Source organism: Streptomyces sp. NPDC014734, assembly GCF_043083325.1.
Taxonomy (GTDB): Bacteria; Actinomycetota; Actinomycetes; order Streptomycetales; family Streptomycetaceae; genus Streptomyces.
On sequence record NZ_JBIBYN010000008.1, the window covers coordinates 108,019 to 125,510 of the forward strand.

The 17,492-nt window shown below is 70.1% G+C and carries 15 protein-coding genes; 5 read left to right on the forward strand and 10 right to left on the reverse strand.

What is annotated here, in order from left to right; all coding sequences use genetic code 11:
- Window positions 1–42 precede the first annotated feature (42 nt).
- On the reverse strand, window positions 43–744 hold the full coding sequence (locus ACF1CT_RS15385) for an SIMPL domain-containing protein (protein ID WP_391784306.1): 702 nt from the start codon (window positions 742–744) through the stop codon (window positions 43–45).
- Between the two features lie 199 nt (window positions 745–943).
- Between ACF1CT_RS15385 and ACF1CT_RS15390 the strand changes: the two genes are divergently transcribed.
- The gene (locus ACF1CT_RS15390; protein ID WP_391784307.1) at window positions 944–2,755 is read left to right on the forward strand and encodes a bifunctional metallophosphatase/5'-nucleotidase; all 1,812 of its coding nucleotides are present in this window, start codon (window positions 944–946) and stop codon (window positions 2,753–2,755) included.
- 215 nt (window positions 2,756–2,970) lie between these two features.
- Here ACF1CT_RS15390 and ACF1CT_RS15395 read toward each other — a convergent pair whose 3' ends face one another.
- The 5 genes from ACF1CT_RS15395 to ACF1CT_RS15415 form a co-directional block, all read right to left on the reverse strand.
- Window positions 2,971–4,389: a lysine N(6)-hydroxylase/L-ornithine N(5)-oxygenase family protein gene (locus ACF1CT_RS15395; RefSeq protein WP_391784308.1), complete on the reverse strand. Its 1,419-nt coding sequence runs from the start codon at window positions 4,387–4,389 to the stop codon at window positions 2,971–2,973.
- Complete coding sequence (locus tag ACF1CT_RS15400) at window positions 4,386–5,786, reverse strand: pyridoxal phosphate-dependent decarboxylase family protein (protein ID WP_391784309.1); 1,401 nt, start codon at window positions 5,784–5,786, stop codon at window positions 4,386–4,388. The genes ACF1CT_RS15395 and ACF1CT_RS15400 overlap by 4 nt, the downstream gene beginning before the upstream one ends.
- A gap of 254 nt (window positions 5,787–6,040) precedes the next feature.
- Window positions 6,041–8,563, reverse strand: a complete 2,523-nt coding sequence (pepN, locus tag ACF1CT_RS15405) for an aminopeptidase N (protein WP_391784310.1) — start codon at window positions 8,561–8,563, stop codon at window positions 6,041–6,043.
- 195 nt (window positions 8,564–8,758) lie between these two features.
- Complete coding sequence (locus ACF1CT_RS15410; RefSeq protein WP_391784311.1) at window positions 8,759–9,079, reverse strand: hypothetical protein; 321 nt, start codon at window positions 9,077–9,079, stop codon at window positions 8,759–8,761.
- A complete protein-coding gene (locus ACF1CT_RS15415; RefSeq protein WP_391784312.1) occupies window positions 9,076–9,273 on the reverse strand; it encodes a hypothetical protein in 198 nt (65 codons plus the stop codon). The genes ACF1CT_RS15410 and ACF1CT_RS15415 overlap by 4 nt, the downstream gene beginning before the upstream one ends.
- 211 nt (window positions 9,274–9,484) lie before the next feature.
- Here ACF1CT_RS15415 and ACF1CT_RS15420 point away from each other — a divergent pair, with 211 nt between their 5' ends.
- Both ACF1CT_RS15420 and ACF1CT_RS15425 read left to right on the forward strand, forming a co-directional pair.
- Entirely contained in the window at window positions 9,485–9,736 is a 252-nt protein-coding gene (locus tag ACF1CT_RS15420) for a hypothetical protein (protein ID WP_391784313.1), read from the forward strand.
- Between the two features lie 156 nt (window positions 9,737–9,892).
- Entirely contained in the window at window positions 9,893–10,348 is a 456-nt protein-coding gene (locus tag ACF1CT_RS15425; protein WP_391784314.1) for a GNAT family N-acetyltransferase, read from the forward strand.
- A gap of 693 nt (window positions 10,349–11,041) precedes the next feature.
- On the opposite strand, the gene ACF1CT_RS15430 is transcribed toward ACF1CT_RS15425, so the two are convergent.
- Complete coding sequence (locus tag ACF1CT_RS15430; protein WP_391784315.1) at window positions 11,042–11,473, reverse strand: hypothetical protein; 432 nt, start codon at window positions 11,471–11,473, stop codon at window positions 11,042–11,044.
- A 514-nt stretch (window positions 11,474–11,987) separates the two neighbouring features.
- On the reverse strand, window positions 11,988–13,172 hold the full coding sequence (locus ACF1CT_RS15435) for a transcriptional regulator (protein ID WP_391784316.1): 1,185 nt from the start codon (window positions 13,170–13,172) through the stop codon (window positions 11,988–11,990).
- A 134-nt stretch (window positions 13,173–13,306) separates the two neighbouring features.
- On the opposite strand from ACF1CT_RS15435, the gene ACF1CT_RS15440 reads away from it, so the two are divergent.
- Window positions 13,307–13,864 (forward strand): flavoprotein, encoded by a 558-nt coding sequence (locus ACF1CT_RS15440; RefSeq protein ID WP_391784317.1) that lies wholly within the window; start codon window positions 13,307–13,309, stop codon window positions 13,862–13,864.
- A gap of 174 nt (window positions 13,865–14,038) precedes the next feature.
- Here the strand turns inward: ACF1CT_RS15440 and ACF1CT_RS15445 are convergent, their stop codons facing one another.
- Complete coding sequence (locus tag ACF1CT_RS15445; protein ID WP_391784318.1) at window positions 14,039–14,365, reverse strand: chorismate mutase; 327 nt, start codon at window positions 14,363–14,365, stop codon at window positions 14,039–14,041.
- A 57-nt stretch (window positions 14,366–14,422) separates the two neighbouring features.
- Window positions 14,423–15,316: a helix-turn-helix domain-containing protein gene (locus tag ACF1CT_RS15450; RefSeq protein WP_391784319.1), complete on the reverse strand. Its 894-nt coding sequence runs from the start codon at window positions 15,314–15,316 to the stop codon at window positions 14,423–14,425.
- Between the two features lie 281 nt (window positions 15,317–15,597).
- Between ACF1CT_RS15450 and ACF1CT_RS15455 the strand changes: the two genes are divergently transcribed.
- Window positions 15,598–17,412: a beta-galactosidase family protein gene (locus tag ACF1CT_RS15455; RefSeq protein WP_391784320.1), complete on the forward strand. Its 1,815-nt coding sequence runs from the start codon at window positions 15,598–15,600 to the stop codon at window positions 17,410–17,412.
- Window positions 17,413–17,492: the final 80 nt, after the last annotated feature.

A 17,492-nucleotide genomic window follows, 5' to 3' on the forward strand; every position in this document is an offset into this window, starting at 1 on the left:
ATTGAATGGGCGCCGGGGTGCTCGGATGAGCGCATTTCGTTTTCAGAGTTCCGGCGGTGACATGTTGAATCGGGCGTTCACCTGGGCGTGGACGGTCTGGCGTTGGGGTTCGAGGTCGAGGGCGGGTGCGGTGTCGGGCGCGGCGCCGTGGCGGGCGCTGCCGCGCAGGCCGCCCGGTGCGGCGGGCAGGGGTGGCGCGGGGGTGGTGTTCTCGGCGCCGAGGTCGGCGAGTTCGACGAGGGCGGTGAGGTGGGAGCCGAGGGCGTCGGCGTATTCGCGGGCGCGTTGGACGGCTTCGTGCACGGCCTGGCGACGGGCGGCGGCGTGGGCGGGCGAGTCGGGGCGCAGGGACCACCAGGGGCCGTCGACGCGGGTCATGTCGAGGTCGGCGATGCGGGTGGTGAGTTCGCCCAGGGCGGTGAAGTCGTTGAGGACGGCGATGATGTGGACGCGGCCGTGGTAGGCGCGGATTTTTTCGTCGCGGCTGCGTGGGGTGAGTTCGGGGGTGATGGAGAGGGTGCCGGTTTCGAGTCTTTCGATGGCGGGTCCGTAGGTGCGGACGATTTCGAGGACGGTGTTGTTGCGGTGGGTGAGGCCTTCGAGGGCGGTGCGGCGGTCCTTTCCGCGGGTGCTGACGGTGATGGCGATGCGGGCTGTTTCGGGGTCGACGTCGATGCGGGCTTCGCCTCGGACGGCGACGCGGGGGTGGTCGGGGGTGCCGTGGGGGGCGGGGGTGTCGGTCATGGTTCCACTGTCGCATCCGGGTCGGACAGCGGGTGGTCATCAGATCGACACGCGTGGGGGGTGTTGCGGGGTGTGGGTCCTGGGTCATTATCTACGCGCGTTGTGCGTGGTGGGAGCCGCGCCGTGCGTGTGTCGATCCGGGCGGTAACCGGGTGGCGCGAGAACCGAGTTGTGCGAGATCCGAGATGTGGGAGACGAAATGCCGCTGAATCGTAGGGCGTTCCTGGGCACGTCGGCGGCTGCCGGTGCGGGTGCGGCGATGGTGGGTGCTTCTGCCGTTCCGGCCGCGGCGCATGGTCGCGGGGGTGGGCACGGGCACGGGCGTCCGGAGAAGCGGTATTCGTTCACCGTGATGGGCACGACCGATCTGCACGGGAATGTTTTCAATTGGGACTATTTCACGGACACGGAGTTCGACGACAAGGATCACAACGATGTGGGTCTGGCGAAGATCTCCACGTTGGTGGATCGGGTGCGTCGCGAGAAGGGGCGTGGCAACACGCTGTTGATCGACGCGGGTGACACGATTCAGGGCACTCAGTTGTCGTATTACTACGCGAAGATCGATCCGATCACGGCGCGGCGTGGTCCGGTGCATCCGATGGCGCAGGCGATGAACGCGATCGGTTATGACGCGGCGGCGTTGGGGAACCATGAGTTCAATTATGGTATTCCGGTGCTGCGGAAGTTCGAGGAGCAGTGTGATTTTCCGCTGCTGGGTGCGAACGCGCTGGATGCGAAGTCGTTGCGGCCGGCGTTCGCGCCGTATGTGATCAAGCGGATGCGTACGCCGCACGGGCGGGATGTGAAGGTGGCGGTCCTGGGGCTGACGAATCCGGGGATCGCGATCTGGGACAAGGCGAATGTGGGCGGGAAGATGGTGTTTCCCGGTCTGGAGGAGCAGGCGGCGAAGTACGTGCCGAGGCTGCGTTCCATGGGTGCGGATGTGGTGATCGTCTCGGCGCATTCGGGGAACAGTGGTACGTCGTCGTACGGTGATCAGATTCCGTATGTGGAGAATGCGGCGGGTCTGGTGGCCGAGCAGGTTCCGGGTATCGATGCGATTCTGGTCGGGCATGCGCATCTGGAGATTCCCGAGTATTTCGTGGAGAACAAGCGGACGGGCAAGAAGGTGGTGCTGTCCGAGCCGTTGAAGTGGGGGCAGCGGCTGACGTTGTTCGATTTCGATCTGGTGTGGGAGAAGGGCCGCTGGGTGGTGGAGCAGGCGGGTTCGCGGGTGTTGAACTCGAACACCGTGGCCGAGGATCCGAAGATCACGAGGTTGCTGGCGGACGAGCACAGGAAGGTCGTGGCGTACGTCAATCAGGTGATCGGTACGTCGACGGCGGCGATGTCGACGGCGGAGGCGGCCTGGAAGGACGAGCCGATCATCGATCTGATCAATGTCGTCCAGACGGAGACGGTGAAGGCGGCGCTGGCGGGTGGCGCGTATGCCGGGCTTCCGGTGCTGTCGCAGGCGTCGTGTTTCTCTCGTACGGCGCGGATTCCGGCGGGGAATGTGACGATCAAGGATGCTGCGGGGTTGTATCCGTTCGAGAACACGCTTGAGGCCCGGGTGCTGACGGGTGCGCAGGTCAAGGAGTATCTGGAGTTTTCGGCGCGTTATTACGTGCAGACGGCTGCGGGGGCTCCGGTTGATCCGTCGAGGCTGACGAATGCGGAGAACACTCCTGATTACAACTATGACGCGGTGTCGGGGTTGACGTACGAGATCGACATTGCGAAGCCGAGTGGTTCGCGGATCGTGAATCTGTCGTTCGGGGGCAGGCCGATCGATTCTGCTGCGGAGTTCGTGCTGGCGGTGAACAACTACCGGGCGAGTGGCGGTGGCAATTTCCCGCATGTGGCGGCTGCGAAGCAGGTGTGGGCCAACTCCGAGGAGATTCGCAACACGATCATCTCGTGGGTGCAGGCGAAGGGTTCGGTGGACGCGTCGGAGTTCGCGTCGGTGGACTGGCGTCTGACGCGGGACGGCGTGCCGGTGTTCTGACGGCGGTGCGGCGGTGCGGCGCGCCACGTCTGTGGGGTGCGTGCTCCGGCTGTGGGGTGCGCTACGGCTGTACGGCGCGTCGCGGCCGTGGAGCGTGCTGTGGCTGTGTGGCGTGCCACGGTTGTGTTGCTGTGGGGCCGTTCGGTTCTGGGGTGTGGCGGCCGTCTTCTCCTGCGGGAGGGGGCGGCCGCCTTGTGCGTGGAGGGGTTGGTGGGTCAGTTGTGGTGGGTGAGGGGGGCGGGGGTGTGGTTCGGGGTGGGGGTGGGGTGTGTGGGGGTGTTGAGGCCGAAGGTGGTGAAGGCGGTGCGTTGTGGGAGGGGGTAGGGGGTGGTGCCGGTGAGGTGGTTGAGGATGGTGGCGCTGCGCCAGGCGGCGAGGCCGAGGTCGGGGGTGCCGACGCCGTGGGTGTGGCGTTCGGCGTTCTGTACGTAGATGTTGCCGGTGATGGCGGGGTCGAGTTCGAGGCGGAAGTGGTGGTCGATGCGGGGGCGGCCGGAGGTGTCGCGGTGGAGGTGGGGTTGGAGGGCGGTGAGGATGCGGTCGAGGGGGCGTTCCCGGTAGCCGGTGGCGAGGATGACGGCGTCGGTGGTGAGGGTGGTGCGGGTGTTTTGTTGGGTGTGTTCGAGGTGGAGTTCGATGCGGGTGTTGTGGGTGCGTTTCGCGGTGTGTACGGAGACGCCGGGGGTGAGGGTGGTGCGGGGCCAGCCGCCGTGGAGGGTGCGTCGGTAGAGCTCGTCGTGGATGGCGGCGAGGGTGTCGGCGTCGATGCCCTTGTGGAGTTGCCATTGCCGGGGGACGAGTTCGTCGCGTACGGGTTCGGGGAGGGCGTGGAAGTAGCGGGTGTAGTCGGGGGTGAAGTGTTCGAGGCCGAGTTTGGAGTACTCCATCGGGGCGAAGGCCTGGGTGCGGGCGAGCCAGTGGAGGTTTTCGTGGCCGGTGGGGCGGGCGCGGAGGAGGTCGAGGAAGATTTCGGCGCCGGATTGTCCGGAGCCGATGACGGTGATGTGTTCGGCGTCGAGGAGGGTTTTTCGGTGGTGGAGGTAGTCGGCGGAGTGGATGACGGGGGTTGAGGGGTCTTCGGTGAGGGGTTTGAGGGGGGCGGGGATGTGGGGTTCGGTGCCGATGCCGAGGGCGATGTTGCGGGTGTGGGTGCGGCCGAGTGCTTCGGCTTCGCCGTCGGTGCCGAGTTGGGTGAAGTCGACTTCGAAGTGGTGGTGTCGGTCGTTCCAGCGGATGGCTTCGATCTGGTGGCCGAAGTGGAGTGTGGGGAGTTGGTGGGTGACCCAGCGGCAGTAGGCGTCGTATTCGGTGCGTGGGATGTGGAAGCGTTCGGCGAAGTAGAAGGGGTAGAGGCGGTCGCGGGTGCGGAGGTAGTTGAGGAAGGTCCAGGGGTTGGTGGGGTCGGCGAGGGTGACGAGGTCGGCGAGGAAGGGGACTTGGAGGGTGGCGCCGTCGATGAGGAGGCCGGGGTGCCAGTGGAAGGCGGGGCGTTGTTCGTAGAAGGCGGTGGTGAGGGGGTGGGGGCTGTTGGGGAGGGTGTGGGCGAGGGCGGCGAGGGAGAGGTTGAAGGGGCCGATGCCGATGCCGACGAGGTCGTGTGGTTGGTCGGTTCGGGGGGTGGGTCGGTCGGTCATCGGCGGGGGTGTCCTTTCGTGAGTTCGTCCGTGGTGTTGTTGACGAGGTCGAGGAGGGTGCGGAGGTCGTGGGGGGTGGTGTGGGGGTTGAGGAGGGTGGCTTTGAGCCAGAGGCGGCGGTCGATGCGGGTGCGGCCGAGTACGGCGTGGCCTCGGTCGAGGAGGGTGCGGCGGATGGTGGCGACGGTGTGGTCGTCGGCGTGGGTGGGGCGGAAGAGGACGGTGCTGATGGTGGGTTGGTCGTGGAGGTCGAGGGTGGGGTCTTTGGTGATGAGGTCGGCGAGGTGGTGGGCGGTGGTGATGGTGCGGTCGATGAGTTCGGCGAGTCCGTCGCGGCCGAGGGCTTTGAGGGTGACGGCGATTTTGAGGACGTCGGGGCGGCGGGTGGTGCGCAGGGAGCGGCCGAGGAGGTCGGGGAGGCCGGCTTCGGTGTCGTCGTCGGCGTTGAGGTAGGGGGCGTGGTGGTGGAGTGGGTCGAGGTGGGTGTGTTGGGGGACGGCGAGGATGCCTGCGGGTGCGGGTTGCCAGCCGAGTTTGTGGAGGTCGAGGGTGACGCTGTGGGCGCGGTCGAGGCCGTGGAGTTTGTGGCGGTGGGTGGGGCTGAGGAGGAGGGCTCCGCCGTAGGCGGCGTCGATGTGGAGTTCGGCGCCGTAGGTGGCGCAGAGTTCGGCGATGTCGGTGAGGGGGTCGATGCGGCCGGTGTCGGTGGTGCCTGCGGTGGCGATGACGAGGAGGTGGCGGTGGTGGTGTCGGATGAGGGTGTCGTGGAGTGCGGTGGGGTCGATGACGCCGGTGGGGGCGGGGACGACGAGAGGTTGGGGGAGCCCGAGGAGCCAGGCGGCGCGGGTGATGCTGTGGTGGGCGTTGGCGCCGCAGATGGTTTGTACGGGGCCGTGGCGTTCGCGGGCGAGGAGGAGGGCTAGTTGGTTGGCTTCGGTGCCGCCGGTGGTGATGAGGGCGTCGGGGGTGCGGTGGTGGGGGTAGATCTCGGCGGCGAGGGCGGCGGCGGTGTCGGCTTCGAGGGTGGCGGCGGCGGGTGCCTGGTCCCAGGAGTCCATGGAGGGGTTGAGGGCTGAGGCGGCGAGGTCGGCGGCGGCGGCGAGGGCGAGGGGCGGTGTGTGGAGGTGGGCGGTGCAGAGGGGGTGGGCGGGGTCCGCGGCGCCTTCGGTGAGGGTGGTGATGAGGGTGCGGAGGGCTTCGTGGGGGCCGGTGCCGTGGTCGGGGATGAGGGGGTGGGTGGTGGTGCGGGTGTGGTGGGTGACGGTTTCCGGGCCGCCGGTGGGGAGGGGGCCGTTGCGTCGCTGGGCACCGTCGTGGAGTGCGGTGAGGACGGTGTCGATGAGGGGCCGCAGTGCGGCGGGGCCGGTGGTGGATCCGGCGAGGGGTGGGGTGGGCACGGGGGTGGGGCCCTTCGGGTGTGGTGCGCGGACATGGGTGTGTGTGCCAGCTTGTCCGGGTTTTCAAGGGCGTGGCCGTGGAGTGCCGTGTTCTGAACTCGTATGGGGGATGTGGGGTGCGTGTGTGATGGGTGTCCGGAGTTGGGGTGGTACGGGCGTGTGGGTGGGCATGGGTGTGCCCGGCGCCTCCCCGCGTGGGTGGGGTGGCGCCGGGCACGGTGGGTGGTGCTGTGCGGTCCTTCGGGTGGGGTCGTTCAGTGGGCGTCGCGCACGGCGAGGGCGCGGCGGAGGTCGTCGATCTGGTCGATGAGTTTGCGGCGCAGGGCCGGTGTGAGGTCGGTGTCGGCGAGTGCTTGTTCGCCGAGGTGGAGGTTGTCGGAGTCGACGGCGTACGCGGGGAAGGCGTGGCGGCCGGCCGCCTCGGCGATGGCGGGGCCCCGGCGGGCGGCGAGGCGGGCCGCTTCGGGGTAGAAGCGGGGGACGTAGTCGCTGACGAGGTCGGTCTGTTCGGGTTGCCAGAAGCCTTGGGCGGTGGCGGTGAAGAGGTAGTTGGAGAGGGTGTCGTCGTTGAACAGGGCGTGCCAGGCCGCGGCCTTGGCCTCGGGGGTGGGGAGGGCGGCGCGGCAGCGGGCGGCGCCTTCCTGTCCGGTGGCGCTGGGGTCCTGTTCGAGTTCGGCGGCGATGTGGGTTTCGTCGGTGGCGCCGAGGACGGCGAGGCGGGTGAGGATGCGCCAGCGGAGTTCGGGGTCGATTTCGGGTCCGCCGGGGACGGTGCCGTTGGTGAGCCAGTCCTGGATGGTGTCGGGTTGGGTGGCCGCGTCGATGAGGTGGCGTACGGCGATGAGGCGGAGGCCGGGGTTGTGGCCGTCCTCGGTGCGGCGGATGAGGTCGCGGCAGAGGGCGGTGAGGGTGGCGAGGGCGGCGGGTCGCTTCTCGGGGGTGAGGTAGTGGCCGGTGATGTGGGTGCCGGCGAAGGCGAGTACGCCCTGGACGAGGGCGAGGTCGGTTTCGTGCGGGAGGTGGGTGCGGGCGACGTCGAGGTAGGTGGTGGGGGCGAGTTCGCCGTCGCGGACCATGTCTCGGGCGGTGTTCCAGATGACGGCGCGGGTGAGTGCGTCGGGGATGCCGGAGAGGCGGTGCAGGACGGTGTCCCAGGAGGTGGTGTCGAGGCGGACCTTGGTGTAGGCGAGGTCGTGGTCGTTGAGGACGACGAGGGCGGGGCGACGGCCGGGAAGGGTGGTGGGGGTGCCGTTGCCGGGGACGTCGATCTCGATCCGGTCGCGCAGGGTGAGGCGGTCGGGGCCGGTGTGGGTGCCGGGGGTGGTGAGCTGGTCGGGGGCGTGGTCGTAGGCGCCGACGGCGATGCGGTGGGGACGGCTGCCGCGGTGGTCGACGGCGAGGGCCCAGGTGGTGTCGGTTTCCTGGATGCGGGAGGTGAGGGTGTCGACTCCGGTGGTGCGCAGCCAGGCGTCGGCCCAGGCGTGGACGTCGCGGTCGGTGGCCGAGGCGAGGTTGTCGATGAAGTCGGCGAGTGTGGCGTTGGCGAACTTGTGGCGGGCGAAGTGGGTGTTGATGCCGGCCAGGAAGTCCTTCTCGCCGAGCCAGGCGACGAGTTGGCGCAGGGCGGAGGCGCCCTTGGCGTAGGAGATGCCGTCGAAGTTGAGGAGTGCGGACGCGGTGTCGGGGACGGCTGCCGGGTCGGGGGCGACGGGGTGGGTGGAGGGGCGTTGGTCGGCGTCGTATCCCCAGCCCTTGCGGGCGACGCCGAAGTCGACCCAGGTGTCGGTGAATCGGGTGGCTTCGGCGAGGGTCTGGTAGCCCATGTACTCGGCGAAGGACTCGTTGAGCCAGATGTCGTCCCACCAGGCGAGGGTGACGAGGTCGCCGAACCACATGTGGGCCATTTCGTGGGCGATGACCATGCCGCGGGTCTGGCGTTCGGTGTCGGTGACGGCGGAGCGGTAGACGAATTCGTCGCGGAAGGTGACGAGTCCGGGGTTCTCCATGGCGCCGGCGTTGAATTCGGGGACGAACGCCTGGTCGTAGGAGTCGAAGGGGTAGGGCTCGTCGAATTTTTCGTGGAAGCGGTCGAAGCAGGCGCGGGTGATGTCGAGGATTTCGTCGGCGTCCGCGTCGAGGTGGGGGGCGAGGGACCGGCGGCAGTGGATGCCGAAGGGGAGGCCGGCGTGTTCGGTGGTCACGGAGTGCCAGGGGCCGGCGGCGACGGCGACGAGGTAGGTGGAGATGAGGGGGGTGGGGGCGAGGGTCCAGTGGCCGTCGTCGTGGTGGTCGGCGATGCCGTTGCCGAGGACGGTCCAGCCTTCGGGGGCGGTGACGGTGAGGGCGAAGACGGATTTGAGGTCGGGCTGGTCGAAGGCGGCGAAGACGCGCTGGACGTCTTCCATGAAGAGCTGGGTGTAGACGTAGGTCTCGCCGTCGGTGGGGTCGGTGAAGCGGTGCATGCCTTCGCCGGTGCGGGAGTAGCGCATGGCGGCGTCGATGCGCAGTTCGTGGGGGCCGGCGGTGAGGGCGGTGAGGGGGAAGCGGTTCTCGACGAGGTCGGCGGGGTCGAGGGGGTGTCCGTCGAGGCTGATGGAGCGCAGCGTGTCCGGCTTGAGTTCGACGAAGGTGTCTCCGGCCTCGGCGGTGGTGAAGCGGATGACGGTGAGGGAGTCGAAGGTCTCCTCGCCCGCGGTCAGATCGAGGTCGATCGTGTAGCGGTGTACGTCGAGGAATTGGGCTCGGGTCTGCGCTTCGTCGCGCGTCAGTACGGACATGTGTCCATGCTGCCGTACGGGTCGGGCGGGGCGCAGGCGGGTTCTCGCAGGGCTGAGCGGTGTGTGGGGCGGGGGCGGATGGTGGTGCGGTCGTGGTGGGGGGTGTCGGCGTCCGAGGGGTGGGGCGCGTGGTGGTGGTGCGGTGGGGGCTGTGTGCGGGTCGCCCGGCCGGGAGGGGGTCAGGCCGGGAGGGGGTCAGGCCGGGCGTCGGGAGTGCCGGGTGGGTGCGGGCCGGGGGATGTAGGAGGGTCTGGTGGGGAACGGTTCGGCCTGTGGGTACAGCGGGTTGCCGGGGGCGGGGGTGACGCGGAGGTACGCGGTGACGATCTCGCGGTATGCGCCGTGCCCGCTCAGGCCGGCGTGGCGCAGTGCCCAGGAGTCCGGGCCGAGTTGTGAGGTGCAGGTCTCGGACCGTTCGCCGCAGTTGACGCATTCGACTTGCCGGATCGGTGGTGGGGCGTTCTCGCTCCGGTCCGCGCCGATCGACCACTCGGCGTACCGGATCACGGTGGTCACCCGGCGTCCTCATCGTCCGGTGCGGCGGTGGTGCGGTGGGTCGCGTAGAGCGGTGCGTGGCCGGGGCAGGCGTAGACCTTGGTTCCGACGCCGGACGCGGCGTACACCTCGTCGACCTTGATCGGGTGGGTGGTCACTTTTCCGTCGTGGCAGCAGCGTTCCGATCGTGTGGACGTGTCGAAGCTTTCCGTCATGATGTCCCTCATTCGCCTGTGAACAGGTACGAATCCAGTATTCCGGACAGGTTCGGGGGCAACGCTCACACTTCCGTGAGTGTCGGTGGCGGGGGTGCGGATGCTGTGGGTCCGGTTCGCGCCGTGGCCTTCGGGGCTCATTTCGGCGTTCCGCTTGAGGTGTTCCGGACAGGCCGGGGGTGCGCGTCCGGCACCGACGGTCGCGGCCCATATGAGCGCCGTCTCCCCGGCGCCGTCGATCAGCGGTCCGTCGATGACCGCGCCGAACGCGATGCTCGCGCAGAACGCCGCCGCCCACGGCGCCGGGGGCGCCACCCGGGCCCCGGCCGGCACGTGGAAACTCGGCGTCAACGCGGTCAGGAACGTGCGCAGGGCAACCGGGTTCACCGGGAGAGCGCGGGTCGTGGCCTTGATGCCGCTCGAAACGGGTACGGGCAGGTCCATGTCGCTCGTGGAGCTTTGAAGTAACGGCCTGCGCAGGGCCTGTTGCGAAAGTCGTTGGTCACGGGTCTTCTTGCTGTGTTTGTATGCCGCGGTGAAGAGCGAGAGCGTGTCCGGGGCGGACGTACCCCCGAGTGCCCGGCAGCGGAGTCATCGCGACCTCGGTGACTGTGTGCGGGTGCTGACAGAGGTCCATGAGCACGACGGCTATCCGGTGAACTGGCCCGACTTCCCGGGGGCATGGCTCACGCCGCCCTCGCTCATCGCCTCGTGGGTGGCGGAACTGGACGGCCGCATCGCCGGCCATATCGGCCTGTCCCGGAGCGACGGGGGAGACGCGGCACCTGGGCTGTGGAGCGCTCGTGCAGGGGTGAGCATCGACGCGACCGCCGTGGTCAGCCGGCTGTTCGTCGCCCCGTGGGCCCGCGGTCACGGGATCGGTGCGCTGTTGATGGCGCGGGCTGTCGCAGAGGCACAGGAGCGCGACTTGCATCCGGTGCTCGACGTGGTGGCTTCTGACACTGCGGCGACAGCTTTGTACGAGCGGCTCGGCTGGCAGTTGCTGGCCACGGTCGAACAGCGGTGGAGCCCGGAGCAGAAGGTGGCCGTCCGGTGCTACGCGGCGGCAACCTGACGCTGCCCCCTCCTGGTCACAGCCGCTCGTTGAGCACGGTCGCCCCGTAGCGGACGGCGGGCTCGTCGTGCCGCGGTGGTTACGGCCCGGTGGCGCTTGAGGCGGTCGATACCGCACTCGACAGCGTGGCGCTCGCGGTAGTCGGTCTTGTCGGACTTCGGCGGTCGCAGGAACAGCCGCGGGTCGGCCGCCGCCGAGGCTGGTTCGGCATCTGATCCGGCAGTCGATCCGTCGCGAGCCGTTCGCGAGGCAACGCCTCGGCGTACGTGTCGCGCGCAAGGACATCGCCGAGCGCCGCATCGCGCGGATCCGGCGGGAGGAAGATCACAAGCCGCACCGGTCAGCGGGTACGCGGGTTCCTGGCCGGCCACGCCTTCACCGTCCTTGCGCAGACGCCCCCCCCCAGGCGGTCACAGCACGATCCGGCCCCGCATGGCCATCTCCGCAGGCACGTCCCGGCCGCTCACCAACTCCCGCAGCTCGGCGGCCTGTTCCACAGAGAGCTCCCTGCCCATGGAACGAGACACACAAGATCCGGCGGCCCGACGCCGGACGGCGGGCGCCCCGAGAGGGGAGATACCACCGGCGTCCGGCCGAAAGCCCCGGCCGCCGCGGAATCCACCGCGGCGGCCGGGGCTCACCCGACGAGGAAGAAGCGATCCGTCAGAAGCAAGCCGTCATCGGACGCGAGCCTCAGGAGGTCACGACCTTGTTGTTCGAACAGTGGGACACGACGCCGCCCTTCGTCAGGCAGGCCCACATGACGTACTTGTGGTGTTCGGGCAGGTTGCCGCTCTTCCACGCGGTGTAAGGCGAATTGTGGCCGGCGGTGCTGACCACACGTTCGGGGATGCTGCCGTCCGGCGCGCTCAGATGGGCGATGACGCCATATCCGTCGGCGGTGGCGTCGAAGGCGCCGAGGCTGTCCCCCAGCACGCCACAGCCGGGGTTCGCGCTCCACTGGGCGGAGCCGGCCCACTTGCCGGCGTCGTTGAAGACATCGATGGACGGGTACCCGCAGACCTCGTCCGTCGCGGCGGAAGCCGAGCCGGATGTCACGGTGGCGAGGCCCCCGGCCATCACCAGACTGGTCAACGCGACGCCTGCCTTACGAGCGATACGCATGATTACCCCCCTTGAACACCGCCAGGATCTCTGGCGGCACTCAGTATGGAATGCGGGGGCGGAGCAGAGCAATGATCTTTCCCGCAGTGGATCAGGGCCGGACAGGCCCTCTGGTGTCCCGTCATCCTGATTGCGGCATTTCGCGTTGTCCTCGACGAGTCTCTTCATGCGGGTCCGGACGAGCCGGACCTCGGCGAGAACTTCGCCGGCGGTCGTGGTCCGGACGAGACACAAGATCAGGCGACGCCGACAGGGTCACGGGACACCAGTAGGGCTTGGTCGGGTCGGGTGGGTACGCGAGGTCCTCCGACTGACCACGTACCGCAGCGATCTCGTCCGGATCCGCACCTTCTCCACGCGGCACCGAGCCAAAAGGAAACGCTCACCATCAGCTACGGCACCTCGCGGCGCTGTCGGGACATCCGCATACATCCAGTACGCGCATGTCCCTCAGCCTTGCGATGCACCGCATCCGGCGCCGCGCACTGTTCCGCCGCGGACTACGGGGCAGCCCTCAGATGCCGATCCAGGCGGCCAGGTGGCCCAGGTTCTCCGGGGGGCGGCGCGAGGTGCGCACCAGGCTCTTGACGGTCTCCCGGGCGCCTGGGTGGTAGCGCGTCTGCTCGGGGGCGGTGCGGCGGGCGGTGTCGATGCTCGCGAGGGCCGCTTCGTGCCGGCCGGTCTCCATCTCGGAGCGGGCCCGGTCGATCAGGAAGTGGGCGCGGCGGGAGGTGGCCAGCGCGGGTGGCAGGGTGATGCGTCTCGCCTGGGTGAGTGCTTCGTCGTACCGGTGCATCTCGACGGCGGTGGACATGCGGTGCAGGGCCACGTTGGCAGGGCCGAAGGACAGCCAGTGGATCGCCGGGACGTCTCCCACCGCCGCGGCGCAGCGTTCGGCTTCCTCCAGGTGGGTTTCGACTGATGAGGCGTGGCCCGCGCGGGCCGCGATGACGGATGCTCCGAGGTGGAGTTGCCCGGTGACGGCGATGGCCTCGGTCGTGGGGCGGGTGTCGCGGGCCAGGCTGTGGCCCGCGTCGATGAGTCGGCGGCCGATGACGTATTCGCCCTCCCGGAAGTGGGCGAGGGCCCGCATGTACTGGCGGATCGCGGCGAGGCAGGGGTCGGACGCGCGCTGGGCGGCCCAGTCCATGCGGTCGAGTGCGACGGAACTGAGGTCGTAGTAGCCGAGTTTGACCGCGATGTCGTGGGCGGTGCGGTAGGTGGAGGCGAGTGCCTGCCACAGTCGGGTCGACGGGGTGCGCCATACCCCGGTGGTGAGGTGGGCGATCGTTCCGGGGAGTCGTCGGGCCGCGGTGCGCAGGCGGGTGGCGCGGACGTCCACGCACAACTGGTCTGCCGCGGAGACGAGTTCGTCGGCGGGGATGTGGGGCAGGGTGTCGTCGGCGCCGAGGTCGTAGAGGTCGAGCGCCTCGCGGATGGGGTGCACGAGTGCGGCGCGGCGTCCCCGTCGCGGTTCGGCCGCGGCCGGTCGTCCCGTCAGCGTCGTGATGTCGACGCGCAGTGCGTGGGCCACCGCCGCGACGAAGCCGGCCCCTGCCGGTTTGGCCCCGCACTCGACCTGGTTGAGCAGGCTGTAGGAGTACGGGATCCGGTCGGACAGTTGGCGTTGCGTCAGGTGCGCCAGACGGCGTTGCTCCTTGATGCGGGTGCCTACGGCGTCGTCGTACGGGCTGCACACACGTGTCTCCGATCGTTGCTGGTCAGCAGGAGGAAGGTACGCACAGGAGACGGGTCCGCGGTGGTGCATCCTCCTGAATGCACTCGTATCGGGGGCGGTTGCGCACGGCTTCACGGTCGTGTGGGATGGCGCTCATGACCGTCAGAACGTTGTACCTGTTCGGTTCCGCCGCTCCCCCGGTTCTCGACGTCTCGCGGGTCATCGGCTCGATGCGGGACCGGGGTTGGGACGTCTGTCTCGGTCTGACGCCGTCGGCGGCACGGTGGCTGGGGGAACAGCTTCCGGATCTCGTGGAGTTGACGGGGCATCCGGTGCGGTCCGAGTACAAGTTGCCGGGTGAGCCGGATGTGTGGCCCCGGGCCGACGCGATCCTGGTGGCGCCGGCTTCGTTCAACACCGTCAACCGGTGGGCGCTCGGCATCACGTCGTCGTTCGTCGTCGGCGTCGTCGCCGAGGGGATCGGCAAGGGGATACCGATGGTGACGATGCCGTGCGTCAACGCCGCCTATGCGCGGCATCCGCAGTTCGAGCGGTCGGTGGAGACGTTGCGGGCGGCGGGGGTCGATGTGTTGTACGGGGAGGGCGGGTTCGTGCCGAATCAGCCCGGTGAGCGGCGGTCGGGGGGCTTTCCGTGGGGTGTCGCGGTCGATGCCCTGGAGGCGGTGGCCGGGGTGGGGTCGCGGTGCGGGTGATCCGGGTGGCGGGCCGGTGTCCGGCGCGGCCCCCGGGGTGCGGACGGGTTGGGGTGGGGCCGGGGCGGTGAGCGGGGCGGCCGGTCCGGAGGGGGCCGGGCGGTGGCGCCCCGTCCGGGGGCGGGCCCGGCCGGGGAGCTCGTGGCTGTCGGCCGCCCCGGGCGTCCGGGGGTGTCAGGCGTCCTGGCCCGTCGCGGACTCCTCGGCGATCCGCTCGTGGTGGCGGATGACCTCCGCGACGATGAAGTTCAGCAGTTTCTCCGCGAAGGCCGGGTCGAGATGGGCGTTCTCCGCGAGTTGCCTGAGCCGGGCGATCTGCCGGCTCTCGCGGGCCGGGTCGGCGGGGGGCAGGTGGTGGGCGGCCTTGAGGTGGCCGACCTGCTGGGTGCATTTGAAGCGCTCGGCGAGCATGTGGACAACAGCCGCGTCGATGTTGTCGATGCTCTCGCGCAGCCGGTTCAGTTCCGTGCTCACGGACTCGTCGATGTCCTTCGTGGTCATGGTCAGCGAGCTTACGACCTGGGGAGCGGCAGCGGCGGACCAGGGAGCGGCGCGGGATCAGACCGCCGGGCCGGGCGGGAGGACCGTGGGCGGGTGTTCCGGGTCCGGGACCCGGTCGCTCCAGCCGCCCGGGACGTTGCGGCCCTGCTGTTCGCGGAACCGGACCGGGGCGGTGCCGACCCTGCGGGCGAAGAGGCGGGAGAAGTAGGCCGGGTCGTCGTACCCCACGCGCCGGGCGACCGCGGCGACCGGCAGGTCCGTGGCGGCGAGGAGTTCCTTGGCGCGGCCGAGCCGGATGCCGAGGAGGTAGTCCTTGGGGCTGCAGCCCGCGCCGCGCCGGACCGCGGTGCGCAGTTCGGCGGGGGTCATGCCGTGCCGGGCGGCGTGCTCGGCGACGGACAGCGGCTGGAAGGCGTCGCGGGCGAGGGCCTGGAGGACCGGGTCGCCGTCGGGGCCGACGTCGGCACGGGCCCGGCGCAGGGCGACGAGGAGTTCGTGGACGGCGGCGCCGGTCTCCACCTCCAGCAGCGGGTTGCCGCGTCGCGCGGCCCGTACCATCCGGCTCACCGCGGCGCGGGGGCCCGCCGTGTCGGAGAGCGGGACGAGGGGGCGGTCGGGTTCGATGTAGCCGAGTTCGGTGTAGGTGGTGGTGGCGGGGCCGGTGAAGTCGACGAAGCTCTCGTCCCAGCCGGTGCCCGGGTCGGCGCCGTAGTGGTGCGGGGTGCCGGGGGTCAGCCAGATCAGGCTGGGGGCGACGACCGGGACCCGGCGGCCGTCGGGGCCGGTGAACCAGCCGCTGCCGGAGCTGATGACGACGGCCACGTGGTGGTCCAGGGTGCGCGGGCCGACGGCCGGCAGGGCGCCGTGCTGGAGCCCCACGCCCAGGCAGACGAGGCCCAGCCGGTGGTGGAGCGGGCTGGGGGTGAAGAAGCGCATCCAGGTGTGGTACATCGGTCTTCCTGCCTCCCCCTCGTCGTGCCGGTCGGCACCGTTCGGGCCGGTCGGGGCGGTCCCGGCCGGCCCGGGCGGCGCCATCGGCCGGAGCCGTCGAATCGCATTGGTCCGAACAATTGTGTCCAAACAGCAGTGATCTTTGTCCATGGACCGGCCGCACGCCAGGGGGCGAGGCTTGGTTGCGACATTCCTCCCGGGTTCGCCCGCTCCGTGGTGCGTGCGCTCGTACGTCCGGGGCCGGCCGCCCGGGACCGCACGCACAGGAGAGTACGAGCACGATGGCTGACTTCACCGTGGGGGACGACCACTTCCGGCTCGACGGGAAGCCCGTACGGCTGCTGTCGGGGGCCCTGCACTACTTCCGGGTCCACGAGGCGCAGTGGGACCACCGGCTGTCGATGCTGCGCGCCATGGGGCTGAACTGCGTCGAGACGTATGTGCCGTGGAATCTCCACGAGCCCCGGCCCGGCCGGCTGAGGGATGTGGGGGCGCTGGGCCGGTTCCTGGACGCGGCGCAGCGTGCCGGGCTGTGGGCGATCGTCCGTCCGGGGCCGTACATCTGCGCGGAGTGGGAGAACGGGGGGCTGCCGGTCTGGGTGACCGGGCGGTTCGGGCGCCGGGTGCGGACCCGTGACGAGGAGTACCTGGGTGCCGTGGAGCGGTGGTTCACGGCGTTGCTGCCGCAGGTGGTGCAGCGGCAGATCGGGCGCGGCGGCCCGGTGATCATGGTGCAGGCGGAGAACGAGTACGGGAGCTACGGCAGCGACGAGGTCTATCTGCGGCGGGTGACCGGGATGCTGCGGGGGCTCGGGGTGACGGTGCCGTTGTTCACGTCGGACGGGCCGGAGGACCACATGCTCACGGGTGGTTCCGTGCCGGGCCTGCTCGCCACGGCGAACTTCGGGTCGGGGGCCCGGGAGGCGTTCGAGGTGCTGCGCCGGCATCAGCCGAGGGGGCCGCTGATGTGCATGGAGTTCTGGTGCGGCTGGTTCGAGCACTGGGGTGCCGAGCCGGTCGCGCGGGGTCCGGAGCAGGCCACCGGGGCGCTGCGGGAGATCCTGGAGTGCGGGGCGTCGGTGAACGTCTACATGGCGCACGGGGGGACGAACTTCGGCGGTTGGGCGGGGGCCAACCGGTCGGGGGCGCTGCAGGACGAGGATTTCCTGCCGACGGTGACGTCGTACGACTACGACGCGCCGATCGACGAGTACGGCCGTCCCACGGAGAAGTTCTGGCGGTTCCGGGAGGTGTTCGCGTCGTACGCGGACGGGCCGCTTCCGGAGGTGCCGCCGGAGCCCGTGCCACTGGCCGCCGGGGTGCGGGCCGAGCTCACGCAGTGGGCGTCGCTGTCCGCGGTGCTGGAGGTGCTGGGCGATGAGGAGCCCGCGGCGTCGGGGGCCGCGCCGACGTTCGAGGAGCTCGGTGTCGACCGGGGTGTGGTGCGCTACCGGGTGGGTGTGCCGGGTCCGCGCCGCCCGTACGCGCTGACCGCGGCGGGGTTGCGGGACCGGGCCGTGGTGTACGTGGACGGGGTCCGGGCGGGTGTGCTGGACGAGGAGAACGACACCCTGGACGAGCCGGTGGCCGGGCCCGCCGAGGTCGAGCTGTGGGTGGAGTCGCTGGGCCGGGTCAATTACGGGCCGCGGCTCGGTGAGCCCAAGGGGATCACGGGCGGGGTGATGCACGAGCGGCAGTACCTGCACGGGGTGCGGGCGCTGGCGCTGCGGCTGGAGGCGTTCGAGGAGCCGGACGCGTTGGCCGCGGTGGCCTTCGGGGGTGTCGGGGAGAGTGGTGAGGCGGGGCGCACCGGGCTGTTCCGGGGGACGTTCGAGGTCGCGGGTGCGGCGGGAACGGGGCATGCGGGTCTCGAACTGCCGGGCTGGACGCGGGGTTTCGTGTGGGTGAACGGTTTCTGCCTGGGGCGGTACTGGTCGAGGGGCGCGCAGCGGACGTTGTACGTTCCGGGGCCGGTGTTGCGGGAGGGCGTCAACGAGGTGTGGGTGCTGGAGCTGGAGGACGCCGGCGCGCCGTGCGTCGAGTTGGGTCCGGGGGCACCCGTCCGGGCGGGTGCCCCCGGTGATGTCCGGGCGTGATGGGGCCGCCCGACCGCGTCCCGGTCCCTGTCCCGTCACCGGCGGTCCGCCTGTGCCGGGACGGGGGCCCGGTCGTCACC